Raw genomic sequence first — 20,091 nt, forward strand, 5'->3', positions numbered from 1 at the left:
ATCAACTCGCTAATAAAATAGTTAAGAAATTGTTGGGAAATAGTAAAAGATTAAAATCTTATTCGAGATTTTGTACTTGCTCACGCATTTGTTCTATCAATAACTTTAATTCCATCGATGCATCGGCCAATTCTTTCAACGCAGCTTTAGAGCCCAAAGTATTTGCTTCGCGATTCAGTTCTTGCATCATGAAATCCAAGCGTTTGCCGACTTGACCGCCTTTTTTCAAGATTTGACGGGTTTCCGCTAAATGACCCGATAATCTTGCCAATTCTTCGTTCACATCAATACGAATGCCATACATAGTGACTTCTTGACGAATTCTATCTAAGACCTCATCGCGTGAAATACTTGGTGCGTTGGTCAACTCAGGCTTATCTAAGGCTAAACCCAGCGCTTCTTCAAGTCGATTAATGGATTTTTGTTGAAATTGTTGTAGCACCATCGGTAATAAGGGGGTGATTCTTAATACAATCGCATCCATTTCATCCACGCATCGCAATAGGACGCCTGCCAGTGCCGCTCCTTCACGCTCTCTGCTGGCAATAAATTCTTGTATAGTGCTGTCAATGACCGCGCTAATTGTTTCTTGTAAATGCTCTGAACTGATTTCAGACTCTTCTATCACTCCTGGCCAACGCAATAGATCGTTGACACTGAAATCAGCCGCACTCGGGAAATGCGCCTTTAAGTTGCTTTGAAATTCTTTCAACTGCGCTAGCACATTTTGATTCAGGCTCTTTGGTTTGTCGTCACCGTTTTTTTTGCCAAAGCTAAAACGACATTCAACCTTGCCGCGGGCTAGCTTTTTGGTCAGTGCATCACGAAATAATGGTTCAATTGCTCGGAATTCATCATTGATGCGAAATTGCAGATCGAGAAAGCGTGAATTGACACTCTTAACTTCTATCGTTATTGTGCCATTGTCTGTCTCTTTGGTGCTGGTAGCGTAGCCAGTCATGCTAAAAATGCTCAATTGAATTCCTTTGTTTCGTGTTGCGATTATGCGAATCGTTGATTGTTTGATTAACTATTTGCTTGGCAAATCTCTATGCTACAAAAGTGACACTGTACAATGCATAAAATAATTCTTCAGCTATTTTACTAAGTGGGACCACAATTATTATGGCAGCACAAAATAACGCACCATTGCCCGACGGCCTGGAAATAGCCGGATACCGTATTGTAAAGAAAATTGCCTCTGGTGGCTTTAGTATTGTTTATCTGGCGTCGGATGAAGATGGCAATGCAGTCGCTATTAAAGAGTATTTGCCAAGTTCTTTAGCTTTACGTCAAACGGGTGAGTTGGTTCCGGCAATTTCTGCAGAAAATTTCCCTGTGTATCGTATAGGTTTGAAGTGCTTCTTCGAGGAAGGTAGGGCATTGGCTCGCATTTCTCATCCTAACGTCGTCAGTGTTATCAATTTTTTCCGCGCGAATGAAACCGTTTACATGGTGATGGCTTACGAATCTGGGCGGTCATTGCAAGAACATATTTTGCGTCGTCGCGATAAAGGCGAGAAGCCTCTGGTGTCAGAGCGCTTTATACGGAAAATGTTTAACTTAGTGATGAACGGATTGCGTGAAGTACATACCAACAAATTATTACACTTGGACTTGAAGCCAGCGAATATTTATCTGCGCTTAGATGGCACACCAATCCTATTAGATTTCGGTGCCGCCAGACAAACTTTGAAGACCGATATGCCTAAGCTCTATCCTATGTACACACCGGGTTTTGCAGCACCTGAACTCTATGTGAAAAATAGTAATCTCGGACCTTGGACTGATATTTATAGCATCGGTGCCTCGATGTTTGCGTGTATGGTCGGTGCGCCGCCACAACCAGCAGATCAGCGCAAAACTAACGACAAGATGGAAGCGCATTACAAGAAATTAGAGGGAACATATTCAGCAGAGTTGATTGATGTTGTGCGTATGTGCTTAAAACTTGACCCGATGGAGCGACCACAAAGTGTGTTCGCTTTGCAAAAAGCGCTGACAGTCAAAGCACAGCCACAACGTGAACTTGGATTTATTGAGCGTGCCAAGTTGAAAATCTCTGCATTGGTTGGCAAAAATACGAAGGATGCAGAAGACAAAGACTTCACGACGATACAAGAAGACACGATTTCTTGAACAATTTTGAGGGATATTTTTCTCAAATTTCCTGCATTTTTTGAAGTTAATTTATTCTTGAAATAATAAAATTTATGCGCTTTTCAGTCTATCAAGAAAGTCATATCGGCGGACGTAAAGTCAACCAGGATCGCATGGGCTACAGCTTCACCCGTGATGCCATTTTATTGCTACTGGCCGATGGTATGGGCGGTCACATTATGGGTGAGATGGCCGCAACAATTGCGATGCAAACCATAGGTAGCCTATTTCAAAAACAAGCACATCCCATGATTGATAAGCCGGAGCGTTTTTTGGAAAAAGGCTTTTTATCTGCGCATAACGAAATACATCGTTTTCGCGAATTAAAGAATCTACCAGAAACGCCTCGTACTACGATCGTTGCCTGCTTAATTCAAAATGGCAGTGCCTATTGGGCGCACTGTGGCGATTCACGTTTGTATTGGATGCGCGATGGTCAAATTCTATTACGCACCAAAGATCATTCGCGTTTGGAAACATTGATTGAGCAAGGTAAGGTTGACCCATCTGAGCGCAATACGCATCCGGATCGAAACAAGTTGTTTAATTGCTTGGGTGCGCCAAATGCACCAATTGTTGAACTATCGCGTCGGGCATCATTGCAAGCCGGTGATTTGATTTTGATGTGCTCTGATGGCCTGTGGGGCGTGTTGCCTGATCACATGCTTGCCCAACGATTGCATGAACAAACAATCGTACGCGCGATTCCTGAACTCGTACGTTCGGCCGTAGAAATCGCTGGTCGCCAAGGTGATAATGCCACCGCTTTAGCGATGATGTGGGAAGGCAATGATATTCTGGAAAACTCATCCATCGTGTCAACTAACACCTTGCCGATAGGCTCAATCGCCACCACGATACAAGTCCCCATGGACGGCGACGATGAAGCTGCCGAAGCGGATATTTTCAATGATGAAGAAATCGAAAAAGCCATCGATGAAATTCGCAATGCGATTCACAATTCAACCAAATTAACTAACAAGAGCTAAATTTATGTCTGATGTATCAGTTATATCTGCTGGAAAACGTCCAAGTGGGCGTGCTGCAAATGCTTTGCGCGAAATTACTTTCACCCGTCAATTCACCAAGCATGCAGAAGGATCTGTCTTGGTCGAATTTGGCGATACTAAAGTAATTTGTACGGCATCGATTGAAGAGAAGGTTCCAGGTTTTTTGAAGGGTAAAGGGCAAGGTTGGTTGACCGCTGAGTACGGCATGTTGCCACGCTCTACTCACACCAGAATGGATAGGGAAGCCGCTAAAGGTAAGCAATCCGGTCGCACTCAAGAAATTCAACGATTGATCGGCCGCTCTTTGCGCGCTGCGTTTGATTTGGAAAGTTTCGGCGAACGTACTTTGCATTTAGATTGCGATGTCATCCAGGCTGATGGTGGTACTCGTACTGCGGCGATTTCAGGAGCGATGGTGGCTGCGTATGATGCGTTTTCAAAATTGCAGGCGCAAGGTGTTATTGCCGCAATTCCGGTAAAACAATTCTTAGCGGCGATTTCAGTGGGTGTCTTTAAAGGCGTTCCCGTACTAGATTTAGATTACCTGGAAGATTCAGACTGCGATACTGATATGAATGTGGTAATGGATCAAAACGGACACTTCATTGAAGTGCAGGGTACGGCCGAGGGTGTGGCATTTGACCGTAGCACGTTAAATCAATTATTGGATTTGGCGCAGGACGGCATTCAAGACATTATCGCGAAACAAAAACAAGTGTTAGGTTTGACTGCGGCTTGATTTTAGGCTGACTCATACTTGAAGCACATTAGATTTGAAGCACATTAGATATTTTTAACAAAACACATGAAGCAAAAGATAGTTTTAGCCTCCAATAACGCTGGTAAGCTCAGAGAATTTCAGCAGCTATTTTCACCACTTGGTATGGATTTACATGCCCAAGCTGAATTGGGTGTACCAGACGCACCAGAGCCATTTTTTACCTTTGTAGAAAATGCATTAACGAAGGCTCGTCACGCAGCAAGCCTGACAGGTTTGCCAGCGATTGCGGATGATTCGGGTATTTGTGTTAACGCTTTGGGCGGCGCGCCTGGCGTTTTCTCGGCACGTTATGCAGGAGAACCAAAATCGGATCAGCGCAACAATGAAAAATTAATTGCATCATTGGCAGATAAAGCTGATCGTTCCGCCTATTATTATTGTGTGTTGGTGTATGTACGTTCTGCTAACGACCCGCAGCCGGTCATTGCTGATGGTCGCTGGCAGGGTGAAATTATCGATCGTGCTAGAGGTGAGGGCGGCTTTGGTTATGATCCTTATTTTTATTTACCTGAACTCAATAAAACTGTTGCAGAGTTAAATTCTGAGCAGAAGAATTCCTTGTCACACCGCGCACAAGCCCTACAAGAATTACTCAAGAAATTAAGATGATCCCAATTAAGCCTATACCTGCCACTTCCAATGCTTCAGATGCGGTCGGGCAAAACAGGCAGAACAAACCGACTGCACTCAGTGAGATGCCTGCACTGGTGCAGCAGAATTATCTCAGCCCGGGTGCGATCAATTTGCAGTCTTTGCCGCCATTGTCTTTGTATATCCATTTTCCATGGTGCGTGAAGAAGTGCCCCTATTGCGATTTTAATTCGCATGAGGTCAAAAATCAGTTTGACGAAAGCGCCTATCTAGACGCGGTCAGGACGGATTTGGAAGCCGCATTGCCGATGATTTGGGGCAGAAAAATTTATACGATTTTTATCGGTGGTGGTACCCCGAGCTTGATGTCTGCCGCGGGACTGGATCGCCTGTTGTCCGATGTACGTACCTTGTTGCCTATAGATTCTGCGGCAGAAATTACGATGGAAGCCAATCCAGGAACTTTTGAAGCAGAGAAGTTTAAGCAGTATCGTTTGAGTGGCATTAATCGATTGTCGATTGGTATCCAGAGTTTTAATTCGCGTCATCTGTCGGCTTTAGGCCGCATTCATAATGGTGATGAAGCACAACGCGCGATTGCCATTGCTCAAGAGAATTTCGATAACTTTAATCTCGATTTGATGTTTGCGTTACCGGAGCAGACATTGGCAGAAGCAATGTCTGATGTGGAAACTGCATTGCGATTTGACCCCAATCATTTATCGTTGTATCACTTAACGCTGGAACCAAATACTTATTTCGCAAAGTTTCCACCAGCGATTCCTGACGACGATTTAAGCGCTGAGATGCAAGATCAAATTCAAGCCAGAATGGCGTCGGCTGGCTATGAACATTATGAGGTGTCTGCCTTTGCCAAGCCGGGTAAAGCATCGCGCCATAATTTGAATTATTGGAACTTCGGCGACTATTTGGGTATCGGTGCCGGGGCACATTCTAAATTATCCTTCCCGAATCGAATTATTCGACAAGTGCGTCACAAGCAACCAAAGATGTATATGGATGCAGCTAAATCAGGAAATGTGATTCAAGAAAGTCATGAAATCGCAAAAGACGAATTGGCGTTTGAATTCATGTTGAATGCATTGCGCTTGAATCAGGGTTTTGATACTTCGCTTTTTTATGAGCGTACTGGATTATTACTTAACTCAATTGAGACCGCTTTGAACCAAGCCGAGGCGCGCAAGTTGATATTTAGAGATCATTTGAAAATCCAACCGACTGAGTTGGGGCGTCGATTTTTGAACGATCTGCAACAGATGTTTTTATAATCTTGAATTGGGTGAATTTTTCACGTTTTTTCTTAGTATTCGCCTTACATTAGTTAGGATCATGTCTTGCATATCCCACATGATCAGCATTTCTATCTTTATGTTAAAAATGCACTTGCAATTGTGTAATTTTCAACTTACTATCAAGCTATAAATTGCTCTAAAGCACTTGATTATAAAAAACTTAGATGACGGGGAATGTGAATCGCATGATTCCAATTGCTACTTTATTGCCGATAGTAAATGGGCAGCAGAAAATACTTGGTCTCATGCCAAGTTTCATCGAGAGTGATGATGAGCAATGCCTGAGCTTGCTGGCCTATTTGAGTCAAATAGATTTTTTCCAAAAGCTTTCGCCCCTCTTATTTTTCACTCCTGTCAATAATCTCACAAGTTTGCCGCTCGATTTTGAAACGCGCGATTATGCGAAGTCCTTAGTCTTGTGTATTCGAGAATCTAATTGTGAATCCAAAGAAGTGCAGCAAAGGCTGAAGCATTTACATCAGTCAGGCGTGCGCCTAGTGATGGATGATTTCAATTCTAAAGCGCAGTTATTGTGGCCAGACACGCGTGGAATTGCTGTCAATTGTGAACTTGGTGTGCCCTCATATGTGCAGCCGTGGATATTTAGTTTGCAGCATAGCCAACACTTGGCAAAAAATTTGAATTCGGTACAGAGTTTCGAGCAAGCACATAATGCGGGTTTCAGCTTGTTTTCTGGCGATTTTGCTTTTTCTCCCTCGAATCAAGCGCGTACGGCGGATCCAACGGCAAGATCTCGATTGTTGAAATTATTAGGATTGGTGTCTAAGGACGCTGATGCGAAAGAGTTGGAAAACTTATTCAAGCAAGATCCTGCCTTGTCGTTCATGTTGTTCAAACTAGTTAGTTCTGCCGCATTTGCACAAACCGTGAAAGTGAATAGTTTTGTGCAAGCGATTAATTTGCTAGGGCGACGTCAATTGCAGCGGTGGTTGCAGCTCTTGCTTTATGCGCGCCAAACGGGGCAGGGAACTAGTCTCAATCCCTTGATGCTCAGAGCCGCTTTCAGAGCCAGCATGATGGAAGAAATTTGCCGCCAGCATGGCGGTGATCGAGATGCGCAAGATTCTGCATTCATGGTGGGCATGTTTTCCCTACTTGATTTGCTGTTTGCCTGTCCATTATGGGAAATATTGAAACCTTTGAGTCTTACAGATGAAGTACGCGATGCCTTGTTGGACAAGCGCGGCTCGCTGGGTGACTATTTGCGTTTAGTAGAGCTATCAGATAGGTCCAATAGATCGGATAGACCTGTTTCAGGTGATTCGAAAGCTACTTTGCAAGCTGCTATACAAACCGCAGGATTAAGCACTGAGTCCTATTTTGAGACGATGGTTCAGGCCTATTGTTGGGTCAATCAAGTTTGTCAGGATATGTAATGCAGTCGCTACCTGAATTGCAACATCATGTTTCTCTTGGTGCGGAGCTATCCGAAGCAATTTTTTGCCGTAGTGATAGCGATTTGGTGCAAACATTAAATCGCGTGGTGAAACTGATATTCGCTGAGAGTAACATTGAATTTACTCAACAGTTGCCACCTCTTACAGAGGGAGTGATTTGTCAGCAAATTTGTGCGGAAAATTATTACCTGCTCTCTGGGAAGCAGGGGCAAATTTCTGAATCGGATTTGGGAAAGCTTAATTTCCTGACTTCTATCACCGCTAAATTATTTTCTTCCCGATTAGCGTTGTATTCGCGCTTCGATGCGGCGATTCGTGCTCAATCTATCCATTCTCAGATACTTGATCAAATTCACGAATCCGTTATTACGATGGATTTGGCAGGATTTATTCTGAGTTGGAATTTAGGCGCGGAGAAATTATTTGGTTACTCCGCGAACGAGGCAATTGGTCAAAATATTTTATTCCTATATGAGAGTGATGACGCTGTTGACGAGTTGACACGTGATGTGTTTCTCGAGCAAGGTGGACGAGAGATGGAAGTTCGTCGTCGGAAAAAAAATGGTGAAATATTTTGGGCTAGTTTGAGTCTGTCTACACTCTGCGATGAGATGTCTCAACCGATTGGGATGATAGGTTATTTGAGTGATATTACCGATCGTAAGCGATCAGAAGAAAAAATTAATCACCTGGCTTATTACGATCCTTTGACAGATTTGCCGAACCGGACTTTGTTTAAGAAATTGCTTGATAATAGCCTGCAGCAAAGTCATAGAAACGAAGCGTCGATTTCAGTGATGTTTATTGACCTCAATCGCTTTAAGCCCATTAATGACTCATTGGGCCACAGAGTCGGTGACCTCCTATTGCAGCAGGTGGCGGAACGTTTCCGATCAAGCTTGCGAGACAACGACGTCATTGCCCGATTGGGAAGTGATGAATTTGCGGTTGCTTTGCATGACGTCAAGCAGCATTTTCACACGGGCATGGTTGCACAAAAAATGTTGGCGACTCTTGAGCCAGTTTTTCAGATTGATGAACACGAACTCAGACTTGGCGCGAGTATAGGTATCAGCATTTATCCACAAGATGGTAATGATGCTGAAGCCTTATTGCAAAAAGCTGATATCGCGATGTTTAAAGCGAAGCGGCAAAGTGAAAAAATTAGCGGCAATTATGCATTCTATGACGTAGAAATGAATCGCATGATTTCCGGACGTTTGTACTTGGAATCTGGCATGCGCAGGGCGCTGCAAAAGAATGAATTTTTTCTCTTGTATCAACCCAAAGTGGATATTTATACCGGTGAAGTAGTCGGCGCGGAAGCGCTGATTCGGTGGGCGCATCCGCAAGATGGGGTGATCTCACCATTAGAATTCATTCCCGTCGCGGAAGAGACGAATTTAATTTTACAAATTGATGCGTGGGTGTTGGACATGGCTTGTGCGCAGGCCAAGATTTGGCAGGATGCAGGTATTGAACCGTTTAGAATTGCAGTGAATGTTTCAGCCAAAGAATTTACGGTATCTTTGCCCGAGCGAGTAGAGCAAGCATTGCTAAAACATCAGATTTCCGCAGCTTGGCTGGAACTCGAAATCACCGAAAGTATGCTGATGCAAAATGCCGATGGCGTCGTCAAGATCATGGCGGAAATCACTGCACAAGGCGTGAAATTGGCTTTGGATGATTTTGGTACGGGATTTTCTAGTTTGTCTTATCTGAAGCGATTCCCGATTGATACCTTGAAAATTGATCGATCTTTCATTCAAGGAATCCCAGATGATGTTGATGATTGTGCGATTGCCAGTGCGATCATCAGCATGGCGAAGCAGATGAAACACAGAGTGATTGCCGAAGGTGTGGAGAATCGCGAGCAATTCGCATTTTTACAAAAGATGGGATGCGATGAGATTCAAGGCTATTTATTCTCGAGGCCACTAGAAGTCGAAAAATTTTCTGCTTTGATTTCTAAGAAATTTAGTCTTCCCACATTCGGTGATTAAAAATCGTGCCCTTCCAATATTTTTAATAAGATCATCAAAAACCTCACCAAAAATTTTAAAAGTCAGATATAATTTCGGGCTTAGAAGATTGATTGCGAAAGTAATCGGTTTTTTATGAAAAGCTAAAGACGGAAGTGTGGCCGAGCGGTTGAAGGCACTAGTCTTGAAAACTAGCGAGGGTGAGAGCCCTTCGTGAGTTCGAATCTCACCGCTTCCGCCAATTTAGCGATTTTTCTCAAATGAGAATCCTTTCTTTCCCTAGTGCAGTCTGTGCTGGAAACGACCAATATTAATTTCCCAATTTTAAAAAGCTATGCGTACTTTGTTCGCTGATTTTTCACGCCCATTTTCTTTGGTGCTAATTTGTGCTGCCTCTTTATTTGGTTGTGCCAGTCCCTCTCCTGTTAGTCAGCCAGTTGTCAAGACTGCAGCCAAAGTAGATTTGCCAGTAGTACAAAAAACCATCCGCCCAGTCAAAATTGGTTTGGCCTTGGGCGGAGGTGCTGCTAGAGGTTTTGCGCACATTGGCGTTATAAAGGTACTTGAGGCGCAAGGTATCGTGCCTGATTTGGTCGTTGGTACTAGTGCAGGTAGTGTGGTTGGTGCCATGTATGCGGCTGGCAATAATGGCTTTACATTGCAAAAAATGGCTTTGGAAATGGATGAGGCTACTATTTCAGATTGGTCTTTGCCTTTTTTCTCTAAAAGTAGTGGTGTCTTAAAAGGCGAAGCTCTGCAAAATTACGTCAATAAAATGGTAGGGCAGTCTTCGATTGAAAAGCTTAAGAAACCTTTTGGCGCGGTCGCCACGGATTTAAATACCGGTACACCGATTCTTTTTCAACGAGGGAATACAGGTTTGGCTGTGCGCGCTTCTTCCTCCGTGCCAGGGGTATTTCAGCCTGTGAAAATCAATGAGCGTTATTACGTCGATGGTGGACTGGTATCACCTGTTCCTGTGCGTTTTGCACGAGAAATGGGCGCGGATATTGTGATCGCGGTTAATATTTCTTCCGCGCCGGAAGGGCAGTCTGCCACGAGTTCATTGGAAGTGTTGATGCAAACATTCACCATCATGGGTCAAAGCTTGAATCAATTTGAATTGAAGAATGCTGATGTGGTGATTAAGCCGGATCTCCCAACCATGAAGGGGAGTGATTTTAATGGTCGCAATTTGGCCATTTTGGCAGGGGAAAAAGCTGCGTTGGCGCTGATTCCAGAACTCAAAGAAAAGATTCGTGCTTTTCAGGAAAAATGAGTTTTAGTTTTTGGTTTCTTCTTCGTTGATTCGGCGTGCGCCGTTGAAGCGTTTTTTCCAATAAGCGACATTCATACTTTCTATCCTGACTTTGCCGCCAGCCGATGGGGCATGGATAAATTTACTGTCACCTAGATAGATCCCCACGTGGGAAAAGCTCTTCTTGAGCGTATTAAAAAACACTAAATCGCCTGGTTTGATATCTTTTCCATCAATGCGATCGCCTTTACCGCTAATTTCTTTAGCGGTTCTGGGTAGTTCAGTTTCATTCGAATTTTTGAAGACGAATCTGACAAAGCCGCTGCAATCTAGTCCATTTTCCGGGGTGTCACCGCCGCGTTTGTACTTAATTCCGAGCAAACTCATGGCATTAATCGTGAGATCAGATGTGCGATCTCGTAATTCTTTCAGTGCGGAGAAGGTCTTTGAGTTTTCTGTATTTGTTTCAGCTTGTGCGAGCGCTAATTGCCAACAAAAACATAGTCCTAAAAATACTAAAACAGGCCTGATTTTTTTCATGAATTGTCAAAAATTGATCTGACCCATTCATCAGCACCGACGAATATTCTTGTCTGTGTTGGTGACCGATCTTACCCAATCTTGTTTTATGGAAAGGGTCGAGTATAACTTAATTAGATCGAGCAGCCAATTTTCACGACCGAAAAACAAAAAAGAGCGGGCTTAGCCGCTCTTTTAATGCTTTATTGCTATGAAATATGTGGGTGATTATGCACCCAATTAGGCATGTTTTTCCATAAAGGCAATTACCTTCGGACAAACAATATCACGCCATTTACGACCGGAAAAGATGCCATAATGCCCACAACCCGGTGCGACAAAATCCTGTTTCATAGAAGCTGGGATGTTCGCGCAGAGATCGTGAGCGGCTTGCGTTTGGCCAGGGCCAGAAATGTCATCAAGCTCACCTTCTACCGTGAATAACGCGACTGTCTTGATGTCTTGTGGGCGGACTAATTTTCCTTGAACTTCCCAGGTACCTCGCGGTAGGCTGAACTCTTGAAATACCGTTTTAATGGTTTCGAGATAAAACTCTGCCGGTAAGTCTAAGACCGCATTGTATTCGTCATAGAATTTACGATGTTGTTCTGCAGATTCATCGTCACCTTGTATCAGATGTTGATAGAAGTCCCAATGACTTTGCGCATGGCGATCTGGATTCATCGCGACAAAGCCCGCGTGTTGCAAAAAGCCAGGATAGACTTTGCGACCAAATCCAGGGTAATTGGCTGGTACGTTGTAGATTACTGAATTTTCAAACCAAGAGAATTTTTTCTCGGTTGCAAGCGTATTGACTTGCGTTGGTGATTTACGACCATCAATCGGTCCACCCATCATCGTCATCGTTTTTGGCAAAGCCGGATCATTATCACTTGCCATCAAAGAAATCGCCGCCAAAACTGGAACAGTCGGTTGGCAGACAGAAATAACGTGTAAGTTTGGTGCTAAATGACGGATAAATTCCTGCACGTAGTAGATGTAATCGTGCAGGTGAAATGGACCCGCTGACAGTGGTACCATGCGAGCATCAATCCAGTCGGTAATGTAGACGTCATGGGTTGGAAGCAAACTACGTATGGTGTCGCGTAAGAGCGTCGCGTGATGACCTGACAATGGGGCAACAATCAAAACACGTGGTTGCTCCAATTTTGTCGATTTTCTCTTGGACTCAGGTAAATTTTTCTTGAAATTAATCAACTTACAAAATGGTTTGGAAACAGTAATTTCTTCAACAATTTCAATTGTTTCTTCGCCGATTTTGGTGAATTGAATATTAAATTCAGGTTTTTCGTATTCTTTTCCTAAACGATATACCAATTCGTAGGCTGCGGCGATACGCTGAGAGTAAGGCGTGTAGGCTAATGGTGAAATCGGGTTCGCAAACAGTTTGGACGAAGCTTCTGCCCATTTGGTGAGCGGGGTCAAAAACGAGCGATTTAATTCATGAAATTGATAAAGCATGTTCGCATTTTCCTGGTGATTTACGGAATTGCTTTCCGATTGCTAGGATTTTTTGGATACCTACAATGGACAACGATATATCCTAGTATAACGCTAAATTATTGCAGTGCGTCATAAATATATTTTTTGATGAGGTGATTAATAAATAGATTAGCCAGGTAGGCTAGCTAAATTGACTGGTTATATGTATTGCTTGTTATCCTATTTAGGTCATTCATGAGAGCGTAAATGGCTAATTGCCTGTTCGAATTCATACTGATCTATGCAGGCCGACAGTTGTGCGTAGTCCTGATGTGTGAATGCGCGTTGGAATGCTGAGGCGTGTTGGTGAAAAAAATCAATGGCATCACTACTGGAGGCTTCAAGTAGAGAAATCAATGCTTCAATTAATCCATCAATGATCATTGGAATTTCTTTAGTCTGATCGGCCGCGGATGTTGTTTCTACGATTACTGGGTTGAGCTTGGCAAAGTAAAGCTGGATTTCGGTAATTGACAAGCTCAAAAGATCGGCGATGGCCTGCAAATAAGTATTGGCTGTTGTCATTGACATTGCTTGAGCGTTTGCAGCATTTAAATACGCTTCGAATCCTTCAATGATATTAGCTAATTGCGTTCCTCCTATAGTGGCGCTAACGCCTTTAAGCGTGTGAATCATTCGCTTAAATTCTAATGTCTGTAAGTCAGATTCTTTTACCGCTTTGAGGATAATTAAATTGTTGACTTGAGACGTTTGAAAGCGCTTAAGCAATTGCAGATAGAGAGCAATATTATTACCGGATAGTTGCAAGCCACGTTGACTATCAATGGTGTTGAAGTGGAACTGCAATGATTGCTCACTGTGATCTCTATGAGCACTTTGTTCATCGTCTATTGCTATAGAAATAGCGGGCGCTCGATCAGGTGTCGCTGAGTTCCATTTATTGATAATCGCGAATAGCTCGGTGGGATTGAAAGGTTTACTAATAAAGTCTTGCATGCCTTCTTGTAAGCAGCGAATTTTGGTGTCTTCCTGCGTGTGCGCGGTCATGGCGATAATCGGGATTTGGTCGAAACGAGATTCTTTTCGAATGGCTATTGTCGCTTGATGTCCATCGAGTACAGGCATCTCGAGATCCATCAAAATCAATTGATAGTAATCATCAGTCTTCGTTAGTAGCTCGTCGAGAAGTTCTTTTCCATTGTCTTTGGCCGTGACTCGGTAACCGGCTTCTGTGAGAAGATCGACTACAATTTCTTGGTTGAAATCATTGTCTTCAGCCAGAAGTATGTTGTGCGTTGTGTGAACTGTAGTCAATTTATTTGCGCACGATCAGCGTGGCCTAAGGATGGATGAAGTTGAACTTGATTATGCATTCGTGGCTGTATTCGTAACTGCATTTTCGATTGCATTTTCGATTGTATTTTCGGTTGTATTTAGGGCCGTAAACAAGTACACAATTACGTTCGATCATGAAATTGAGTTTGGTCTGCTAATTATCTACTCATTTATTTTGGAAATGAAATAGGGCAGATGCTAATTCTCCGTGCAAATATTGAACGTAATCCGTATTTTAATTTGATTACGTATTTAAATGCTAATTGAATGTTGTATTAGCGAATTCTTATTTCTGTATTTTTATTGTTCATAGTGTGATCAATGTATTTCTTGCTTCTTTCAAGATAGAATCAAGTGCAAATTTGCACACTTATAGTCCTTAATTCGATACCTATAATCTGACTTCACTACGTTATGCACGGATTTTCTTCTGATACAAATAATAATTGGATAGAGCGATCTCTAGATGGCGTTGACTTGCTGAGAGATTCTATTTCCGATGGATGCGCTATGGCGAGTCAGATGCGGTCTGAAGGGGAGCAAAATAACGATCAAATGTTGGTCGCGGGTGCAGACATTATTTTTGCCTTTGCTGATTATTTTCAAAATAACTTGGATAGCGCGATCGCTTCTTTCGAACGTTTGTCTGGAATATTTACTCAGCTAAATATTCCCCAAGGTGTTTTTTTTGCTGACACCGGACGGGTCATTGTTTTTAGAAAAAAAGGAAGTGTGCTCGCAGCCTATGATTTGTCGGAACAAGAGTTACGCCCGAAGCTCGATGCGGTACCTCCTCGTCTATTGATTCTCGCGTTGAATATCATTGCGATTGTTTGTCAGGAGCGCGGTGAAACAGTTCAGGCGATACGGTGTTTTTATTGGGCTTTGGACGAAGCCAGAAAAATCAATTCAGCTAGCCGAATCGCGCAAATAACCGCGAATTTGGGCGAGGTTTTATATGTGACGGGAAATCCTCTCGATGCTGAAGAATTCTTGCAAATCGCTTGCGATGTTGCACCGTCTTCTTTAGAAAAATGGTTGTTACCTTTTAGTTCGACCATGCTGGCTCTTTGCAAAATAGCGCTCGGTAAATTTGACGAAGCCTATAAAGTAATTGCACCCTATATCGAAAATGGGACTATCGACGCGGTACATATCAATTCGTATCGATCTTTTTATTTGTCCGTCGCCGCCTATACCTTGGCCATGCGCGGTAAACTTCAAGAGGCAACTGATTTCAGTGAACAAGCGCTGACTTCGATTGATGCGATTGAAGATCCACACTTAAAGCCATACATTTGGTGGGTGCGTGGTTATTTGCATCGCCAATGTGGCCAATATGACCCGGCGATTGCCCAATTGCGGCACGCGATTGATGAGTTGGGTGAAAGTGGTTATAACCATTTACCGCTTTGTGCGATTAATGAGTTGTCTGAAATTTATGCGGAATTAGGGCGTTGGCAAGAAGCTTATGTAGAACAAAAACGTCATCAGGCGCTTTTTTTGCGCGTGCAAGAGCAAGCTAGCAAAATTCAAAGTGAGAATCTCAAAATTCGTAGTGAATTCAAAGAGGCCGAACACGACAGACGCATGAATGAGCGCATGACGATAGAGCGTAAAACTCTGGCGGATGAGTTGCAGCGCATGTTAACTGAGCGCGAAACGATCTTAGAAAACTCTATCGTTGGCATGATTTTCTTAAATAGCCAAGGTCGCGTGCAATGGGTCAATACGCCGCTATGTCAAATTTTTGGTGTTGAGCGTGAACAGGTTCTAGGTGCCTCACTTGAACCATTTTATACCTCGCGAGATAGTTATCTGGAGAGCGGTGCCGCGGTTAGTCAGGCAGTCTTGCGCGGTGAGGCATTTGAAACTGAACTAAAAATGCGGCGTAGTGATGGCACCATTTTTTGGGTGCAATTTTCGGGGCGTGCTGTCAATAAAAATGACTTGTCTTATGGCACTGTATGGGTGGTCATGGATATTTCTGCACGTCGTCAATTAGAAGATGATTTGCACAAGTCGGAATATAACTATCGCCTGCTGATTGATAATGTGACCGAGGGCATTATCGTCGTACAAAATGCTCAAATTGCCTTTGCGAATCGCATCATTCAAACACTGACCGGTTATAGCCATGATGAATTGATAGGCATGGCATTCACTTCTTCGATATATAGCGAAGACGTACCTGTGGTGGTCGAGCGTCATACGCGCCGCTTGCGGGGTGAACCAGTCGAACAATATTATCAAATTCGTTTGCAGCATCGGATTAGCCATCAATTGATTTGGGTAGAGATTTCTTCGGTATTGATTGAGTGGGAAGGCCAAGCCGCAACCTTGTCATTCGTTTCTGATTTAACGCAAAGAAAATTACTCGAATCTCAGCTCAAAGAAAGTATGGATGAACAGATGCGCCTGCAGACATTGCAGATGCAAAACGAGTTGAAGGTTTCTGAGTTGGCGCGACGTCATGCGGAAGAAACCACCGAAGCGAAATCCCTGTTCTTAGCAAATATGAGTCATGAAATCCGCACCCCTATGAACGCGATCATCGGGATGGCACATTTGGCGCTGAAGACTGAATTGACCGTGAAGCAAAAAGACTACGTGGAAAAAATTCATAAGGCGGGTTTGTCCTTGATGGGCATTATTAATGACATTTTAGATTTTTCAAAAATCGAAGCAGGTAAACTTGATATTGAAGAAGTCGAATTTGACCTTGATGAAGTTTTTAATAGTGTTGCCGTAGTCACCAGTGAGAAGGCTGAGCAAAAGGGATTGGAATACCTGTTTGATATTCAATCGGATGTGCCAAAGCGACTGAAAGGTGATCCGCTCAGACTGGGACAAGTATTGATTAACTTAATCAATAATGCGATCAAATTTACGGAAGAGGGTGAGGTTTGTGTCCTGTGTAGCGTCAGCGCTAGTGCTAGTGAGTTCGGACAAGTACGATTACGGTTCGAAGTACGTGATACTGGATTAGGGATGAGCGAAGCGCAATCATCTAAATTATTTATGCCCTTTAGTCAGGGCGATGAATCCACTACACGCAAATTTGGCGGTACTGGTTTAGGTTTGTCGATTTCTAAAGGTATGGTTAACTTGATGTCAGGAGAAATCGCCTTGCGTAGCGAGCCTGGGCAAGGAACTATCGTCAGTTTTGAAATTCCTTTTGCAAACGTCGAAGTGATTTCAAATGAAGTGAATCGCGAATTATTCGATCAACTAAATATGTTGATAGTTGATGATCACCCGCATGCTGCGAAATTATTAGGGGCAAAATTAGCGCAGTATGGAATTCGCAGTATTTTGACTTATTCGGGGCAGGAAGCATTGACAGTGTTGTCCGAGGCTGAAGGGGAAAATCGACAATTTGATGCGGTCTTTGTTGATTTACACATGCCATATATGGATGGCGCGGAGTTGATCGCTCGCATACGACAGGCATCGTTGCGCATGCTACCGAAAATTGCATTGGTTGGCGCGACAGCACGTGAAAGCCTGAACTATCGCGAAGAGGCGACGATGACCGATGCCTATTTGGATAAGCCGTTTAATTCATCAAATGTGTTTGATTGCCTCGTGAATATGTTTTCCTTTCACCGCCATTTTAATTCTGCCAGCTCATTGCACGGCGCGTTTAAGTGTAGAAATCTGCAGGTGTTATTGGTAGAAGATAATTTGGTTAATCAACAGATCGCCAAAGAACTACTCGAGGCTGCGGAGATTGTTGTGGATGTTGCTATGAACGGACGGGCAGCAGTCGAGCGACTATTTTCTTTTCCTGCCAATCATTATGGTTTGGTCTTGATGGACGTACAAATGCCCGAAATGGATGGGCATGAGGCAACAAAATTAATTCGACAAAATCCTCAATTTCAAGAGCTGCCCATAGTAGCGATGACCGCTCACGCCTTGTTAATTGAGCGAGAAAAGTGTTTTGATTCGGGAATGAACGCACATATTGCGAAACCTATCAATCCCAATGAGCTGTATCAAACCGTTGCTGAATGGTGTAGTTCCTATGTGGTTGCGAGTACCGATCATAGGATCACGTTAGCGACAACGACGGTTGATAAATCGCTGAGCATACAAGGCGTTGATACGCGTTTGGGACTCAGTCGCACGATGGGGGATCGTCAACTGTATTTTAAATTGCTTAAATTATTTGTACTCGATCAACGTACTGCGATTAGCAAAATTCGTGAGGCATTACGCGAGTCCAATCACAAGACAGCGGAAATGATTGCGCATACGCTGAAAGGCGTAGCTGGCTTAATCGGTGCCGATGTTCAGTTACTTGCTGCTAGAATTGAATCGCAAATTGAGGGTGCCGTACCATTTGAGCAAATTGAGCTTTTATTAGACAGTGCGGAACGGCAATTGCAGTCTACGATCCAGGCAATAGAAGCAAGTATCGCGATTGAACAAGGTTCGGTCGATTTCAATTCTGATTCGACTGATGCACGAACGCTATCAACCGACGATGTCTATGCCAAATTGCGAGCTTGCTACAAACTAGTCGCCAATTATGATGGTGAGGCTTTAGAGTTGCTTGGTGATGCGGTTGAGGAATTAAATATTGCCTTTGGTTCTGATGTGCAAAAACAGATTATGCGCGCTGCTTCGCAGTACGATTTTGACGTAATTCAATCGATTATGAAAGGGAATGCCCACATGATAGGCTTGAACCTTGAAACTTAGGTGGCGATCATACTGATCAAAAAAAGTAAAACTGCTCGCTAATTTCAACAAATGCATACGGGCAAATTATCGTCCTTCATTGAGATCCTTCAGTGAGATCATTTAATGAGATCTTGCAACGAGCGGTGCTTTATTTCAGCAATTGATATTTTTTATAAAATGTTAGACGATGTTTTGTAGTGATGATTTTCAATCGAACATCCCATTCTTTCAAGGTGCGCTATGAGTGAAACTCACGATCAAGATGCGAAGCAGGTAATTTTAATTGTCGACGATACGCCCGATAACATTACCTTGCTTTCAGCATTGTTGAAGGATAAATACAAGATTAAAATTGCGACCAATGGACTCAAAGCGCTGCATATTGCATCTATCGATCCTAGTCCCGATTTGATTCTGCTCGATGTCATGATGCCTGAAATGGATGGCTATGAAACTTGCCGTCGCCTGAAAGACAATCCGCAAACGAATCAAATTCCTATTATTTTTCTCACCGCCAAAAGTCAGGTTTCTGATGAAGAAATGGGCTTGAAATTGGGCGCTGTTGATTACATCAGTAAGCCAGTCAGTCCGCCGATTGTGTTGGCGAGGGTTGCAACACAACTAAATTTAGTGCGCGCTCGCAATCTGTTGCAGGATCAAAATAAAAGCTTAGAAGGTTTGGTGAAAGACCGAACCCGAAAACTAGCAAAGATGCAGGATGCGATTATTATGGCGATGGCATCGCTCGCAGAGACGCGCGATAATGAAACGGGAAATCATATTCGACGCACGCAGAATTATGTTGCAGCACTCGCACGTCAATTGAAACATTTACCGCGTTTTTCGTCTGAATTGACCGATGAAAATATTGAATTGTTATATAAATCTGCCCCTTTACATGACATTGGTAAAGTGGGCATCCCCGATAATATTCTGTTGAAACCGGGAAAATTGACCTCAGAAGAATTTGAAGTGATGAAGTTGCACACGAATTATGGTCGTGAAACAATTTTGTCGGTCGAACGCTATCTCGGTGAGAGTAACGAATTTCTCCGATTTGCTCGTGAGATCACCTATTCACATCAGGAGAAATGGGATGGCTCTGGTTATCCGGAAAACTTATCTGGCGATGCGATTCCTATTTCCGCTCGTTTAATGGCGGTGGCAGACGTCTATGATGCTTTGATTTCGAGAAGAGTTTATAAGCCCGCATTCAGTCACGAAGAAGCCATCGACATTATGCGTAAAGGGCGTGGCACTCATTTTGATCCAGACATCTTGGATGTGTTTCTGAAAATTACTGACGAATTCAAAGAGATAGCGATGCGTTTTCAAGAAAGTGAAGCGGGTGAAACTGAAGTGTTTTAGTACTGAAATTAATCAACTGAGTCTTAGTTTTAGTTTTTGTTTTAGTCTTAAATGCAAAAAAGCGCAAAGAGTAATGAACTGACCCCAAAAAGTTGGACAGTTTGTTAGTTAGGCATTCAAGGGCTGATTTCTGTATTGCACAGGACTCAGCCCTTTTAGTTTAAGTTTGATTCGGTCTTGATTATAGTAGCGAATGTATT

General features: G+C 43.2%; 15 protein-coding genes and 1 tRNA gene. 11 read left to right on the top strand and 5 right to left on the bottom strand.

The annotated features are described in order from the left end of the window. Positions 1-58: 58 nt before the first annotated feature. The gene (locus tag H8K55_RS01850) at positions 59-961 is read right to left on the bottom strand and encodes a YicC/YloC family endoribonuclease (RefSeq protein ID WP_186940348.1); all 903 of its coding nucleotides are present in this window, start codon (positions 959-961) and stop codon (positions 59-61) included. A 164-nt stretch (positions 962-1,125) separates the two neighbouring features. Between H8K55_RS01850 and H8K55_RS01855 the strand changes: the two genes are divergently transcribed. The 9 genes from H8K55_RS01855 (at position 1,126) to H8K55_RS01895 (ending at position 10,534) form a co-directional block, all read left to right on the top strand. Further along, positions 1,126-2,139, top strand: coding sequence for a serine/threonine protein kinase (locus H8K55_RS01855; protein WP_186940301.1), 1,014 nt, complete (start codon positions 1,126-1,128; stop codon positions 2,137-2,139). Positions 2,140-2,213: 74 nt separating this feature from the next. Further along, on the top strand, positions 2,214-3,149 hold the full coding sequence (locus H8K55_RS01860) for a PP2C family protein-serine/threonine phosphatase (RefSeq protein WP_186940302.1): 936 nt from the start codon (positions 2,214-2,216) through the stop codon (positions 3,147-3,149). A 4-nt stretch (positions 3,150-3,153) separates the two neighbouring features. Further along, positions 3,154-3,909, top strand: a complete 756-nt coding sequence (gene rph, locus H8K55_RS01865) for a ribonuclease PH (protein ID WP_186940303.1) — start codon at positions 3,154-3,156, stop codon at positions 3,907-3,909. Positions 3,910-3,975: 66 nt separating this feature from the next. Then, a complete protein-coding gene (gene rdgB, locus H8K55_RS01870) occupies positions 3,976-4,560 on the top strand; it encodes an RdgB/HAM1 family non-canonical purine NTP pyrophosphatase (RefSeq protein WP_186940304.1) in 585 nt (194 codons plus the stop codon). Beyond that, positions 4,557-5,831, top strand: coding sequence for a radical SAM family heme chaperone HemW (gene hemW, locus H8K55_RS01875; protein ID WP_186940305.1), 1,275 nt, complete (start codon positions 4,557-4,559; stop codon positions 5,829-5,831). The genes rdgB and hemW overlap by 4 nt, the downstream gene beginning before the upstream one ends. Positions 5,832-6,100: 269 nt before the next feature. Beyond that, on the top strand, positions 6,101-7,252 hold the full coding sequence (locus tag H8K55_RS01880) for an EAL and HDOD domain-containing protein (protein WP_186940306.1): 1,152 nt from the start codon (positions 6,101-6,103) through the stop codon (positions 7,250-7,252). Then, positions 7,252-9,276: a putative bifunctional diguanylate cyclase/phosphodiesterase gene (locus H8K55_RS01885; RefSeq protein WP_186940307.1), complete on the top strand. Its 2,025-nt coding sequence runs from the start codon at positions 7,252-7,254 to the stop codon at positions 9,274-9,276. Before H8K55_RS01880 ends, H8K55_RS01885 begins: the two co-directional genes overlap by 1 nt. Positions 9,277-9,406: 130 nt before the next feature. Then, positions 9,407-9,496 (top strand) — tRNA-Ser (locus H8K55_RS01890). 93 nt (positions 9,497-9,589) lie between these two features. Next, on the top strand, positions 9,590-10,534 hold the full coding sequence (locus H8K55_RS01895) for a patatin-like phospholipase family protein (protein WP_186940308.1): 945 nt from the start codon (positions 9,590-9,592) through the stop codon (positions 10,532-10,534). Positions 10,535-10,537: 3 nt separating this feature from the next. Here the strand turns inward: H8K55_RS01895 and H8K55_RS01900 are convergent, their stop codons facing one another. The 3 genes from H8K55_RS01900 to H8K55_RS01910 all read right to left on the bottom strand — a co-directional run bounded on the left by H8K55_RS01900 (position 10,538) and on the right by H8K55_RS01910 (position 13,810). Next, entirely contained in the window at positions 10,538-11,053 is a 516-nt protein-coding gene (locus H8K55_RS01900) for a C40 family peptidase (RefSeq protein ID WP_186940309.1), read from the bottom strand. 219 nt (positions 11,054-11,272) lie between these two features. Further along, entirely contained in the window at positions 11,273-12,514 is a 1,242-nt protein-coding gene (locus H8K55_RS01905; protein ID WP_186940310.1) for a polyhydroxyalkanoate depolymerase, read from the bottom strand. Positions 12,515-12,724: 210 nt separating this feature from the next. Beyond that, on the bottom strand, positions 12,725-13,810 hold the full coding sequence (locus tag H8K55_RS01910; RefSeq protein WP_186940311.1) for a response regulator: 1,086 nt from the start codon (positions 13,808-13,810) through the stop codon (positions 12,725-12,727). Positions 13,811-14,341: 531 nt separating this feature from the next. Between H8K55_RS01910 and H8K55_RS01915 the strand changes: the two genes are divergently transcribed. Next, on the top strand, positions 14,342-18,541 hold the full coding sequence (locus H8K55_RS01915) for a response regulator (protein WP_186940312.1): 4,200 nt from the start codon (positions 14,342-14,344) through the stop codon (positions 18,539-18,541). Positions 18,542-18,763: 222 nt separating this feature from the next. Next, entirely contained in the window at positions 18,764-19,891 is a 1,128-nt protein-coding gene (locus H8K55_RS01920) for an HD-GYP domain-containing protein (protein WP_186940313.1), read from the top strand. Positions 19,892-19,999: 108 nt separating this feature from the next. Here the strand turns inward: H8K55_RS01920 and H8K55_RS01925 are convergent. Further along, on the bottom strand, positions 20,000-20,091 hold a 92-nt coding region (locus tag H8K55_RS01925; RefSeq protein ID WP_186940314.1), incomplete at its 5' end, for an IS3 family transposase.

It is taken from the genome of Affinundibacterium flavidum, assembly GCF_014284175.1.
Taxonomy (GTDB): Bacteria; Pseudomonadota; Gammaproteobacteria; order Burkholderiales; family Burkholderiaceae_D; genus Undibacterium; species Undibacterium flavidum.

Excerpts from the sequence above, each read along its gene's own strand:
- H8K55_RS01885 (WP_186940307.1), top strand. The coding sequence starts at position 7,252 with ATGCAGTCGCTACCTGAATTGCAACATCATGTTTCTCTTGGTGCGGAG.
- H8K55_RS01900 (WP_186940309.1), bottom strand. The coding sequence starts at position 11,053 with ATGAAAAAAATCAGGCCTGTTTTAGTATTTTTAGGACTATGTTTTTGT.
- rph (WP_186940303.1), top strand. The coding sequence starts at position 3,154 with ATGTCTGATGTATCAGTTATATCTGCTGGAAAACGTCCAAGTGGGCGT.
- H8K55_RS01920 (WP_186940313.1), top strand. The coding sequence starts at position 18,764 with ATGAGTGAAACTCACGATCAAGATGCGAAGCAGGTAATTTTAATTGTC.
- H8K55_RS01855 (WP_186940301.1), top strand. The coding sequence starts at position 1,126 with ATGGCAGCACAAAATAACGCACCATTGCCCGACGGCCTGGAAATAGCC.
- H8K55_RS01860 (WP_186940302.1), top strand. The coding sequence starts at position 2,214 with ATGCGCTTTTCAGTCTATCAAGAAAGTCATATCGGCGGACGTAAAGTC.
- H8K55_RS01915 (WP_186940312.1), top strand. The coding sequence starts at position 14,342 with ATGGCGAGTCAGATGCGGTCTGAAGGGGAGCAAAATAACGATCAAATG.
- H8K55_RS01850 (WP_186940348.1), bottom strand. The coding sequence starts at position 961 with ATGACTGGCTACGCTACCAGCACCAAAGAGACAGACAATGGCACAATA.
- hemW (WP_186940305.1), top strand. The coding sequence starts at position 4,557 with ATGATCCCAATTAAGCCTATACCTGCCACTTCCAATGCTTCAGATGCG.
- H8K55_RS01880 (WP_186940306.1), top strand. The coding sequence starts at position 6,101 with ATGCCAAGTTTCATCGAGAGTGATGATGAGCAATGCCTGAGCTTGCTG.
- rdgB (WP_186940304.1), top strand. The coding sequence starts at position 3,976 with ATGAAGCAAAAGATAGTTTTAGCCTCCAATAACGCTGGTAAGCTCAGA.
- H8K55_RS01895 (WP_186940308.1), top strand. The coding sequence starts at position 9,590 with ATGCGTACTTTGTTCGCTGATTTTTCACGCCCATTTTCTTTGGTGCTA.
- H8K55_RS01905 (WP_186940310.1), bottom strand. The coding sequence starts at position 12,514 with ATGCTTTATCAATTTCATGAATTAAATCGCTCGTTTTTGACCCCGCTC.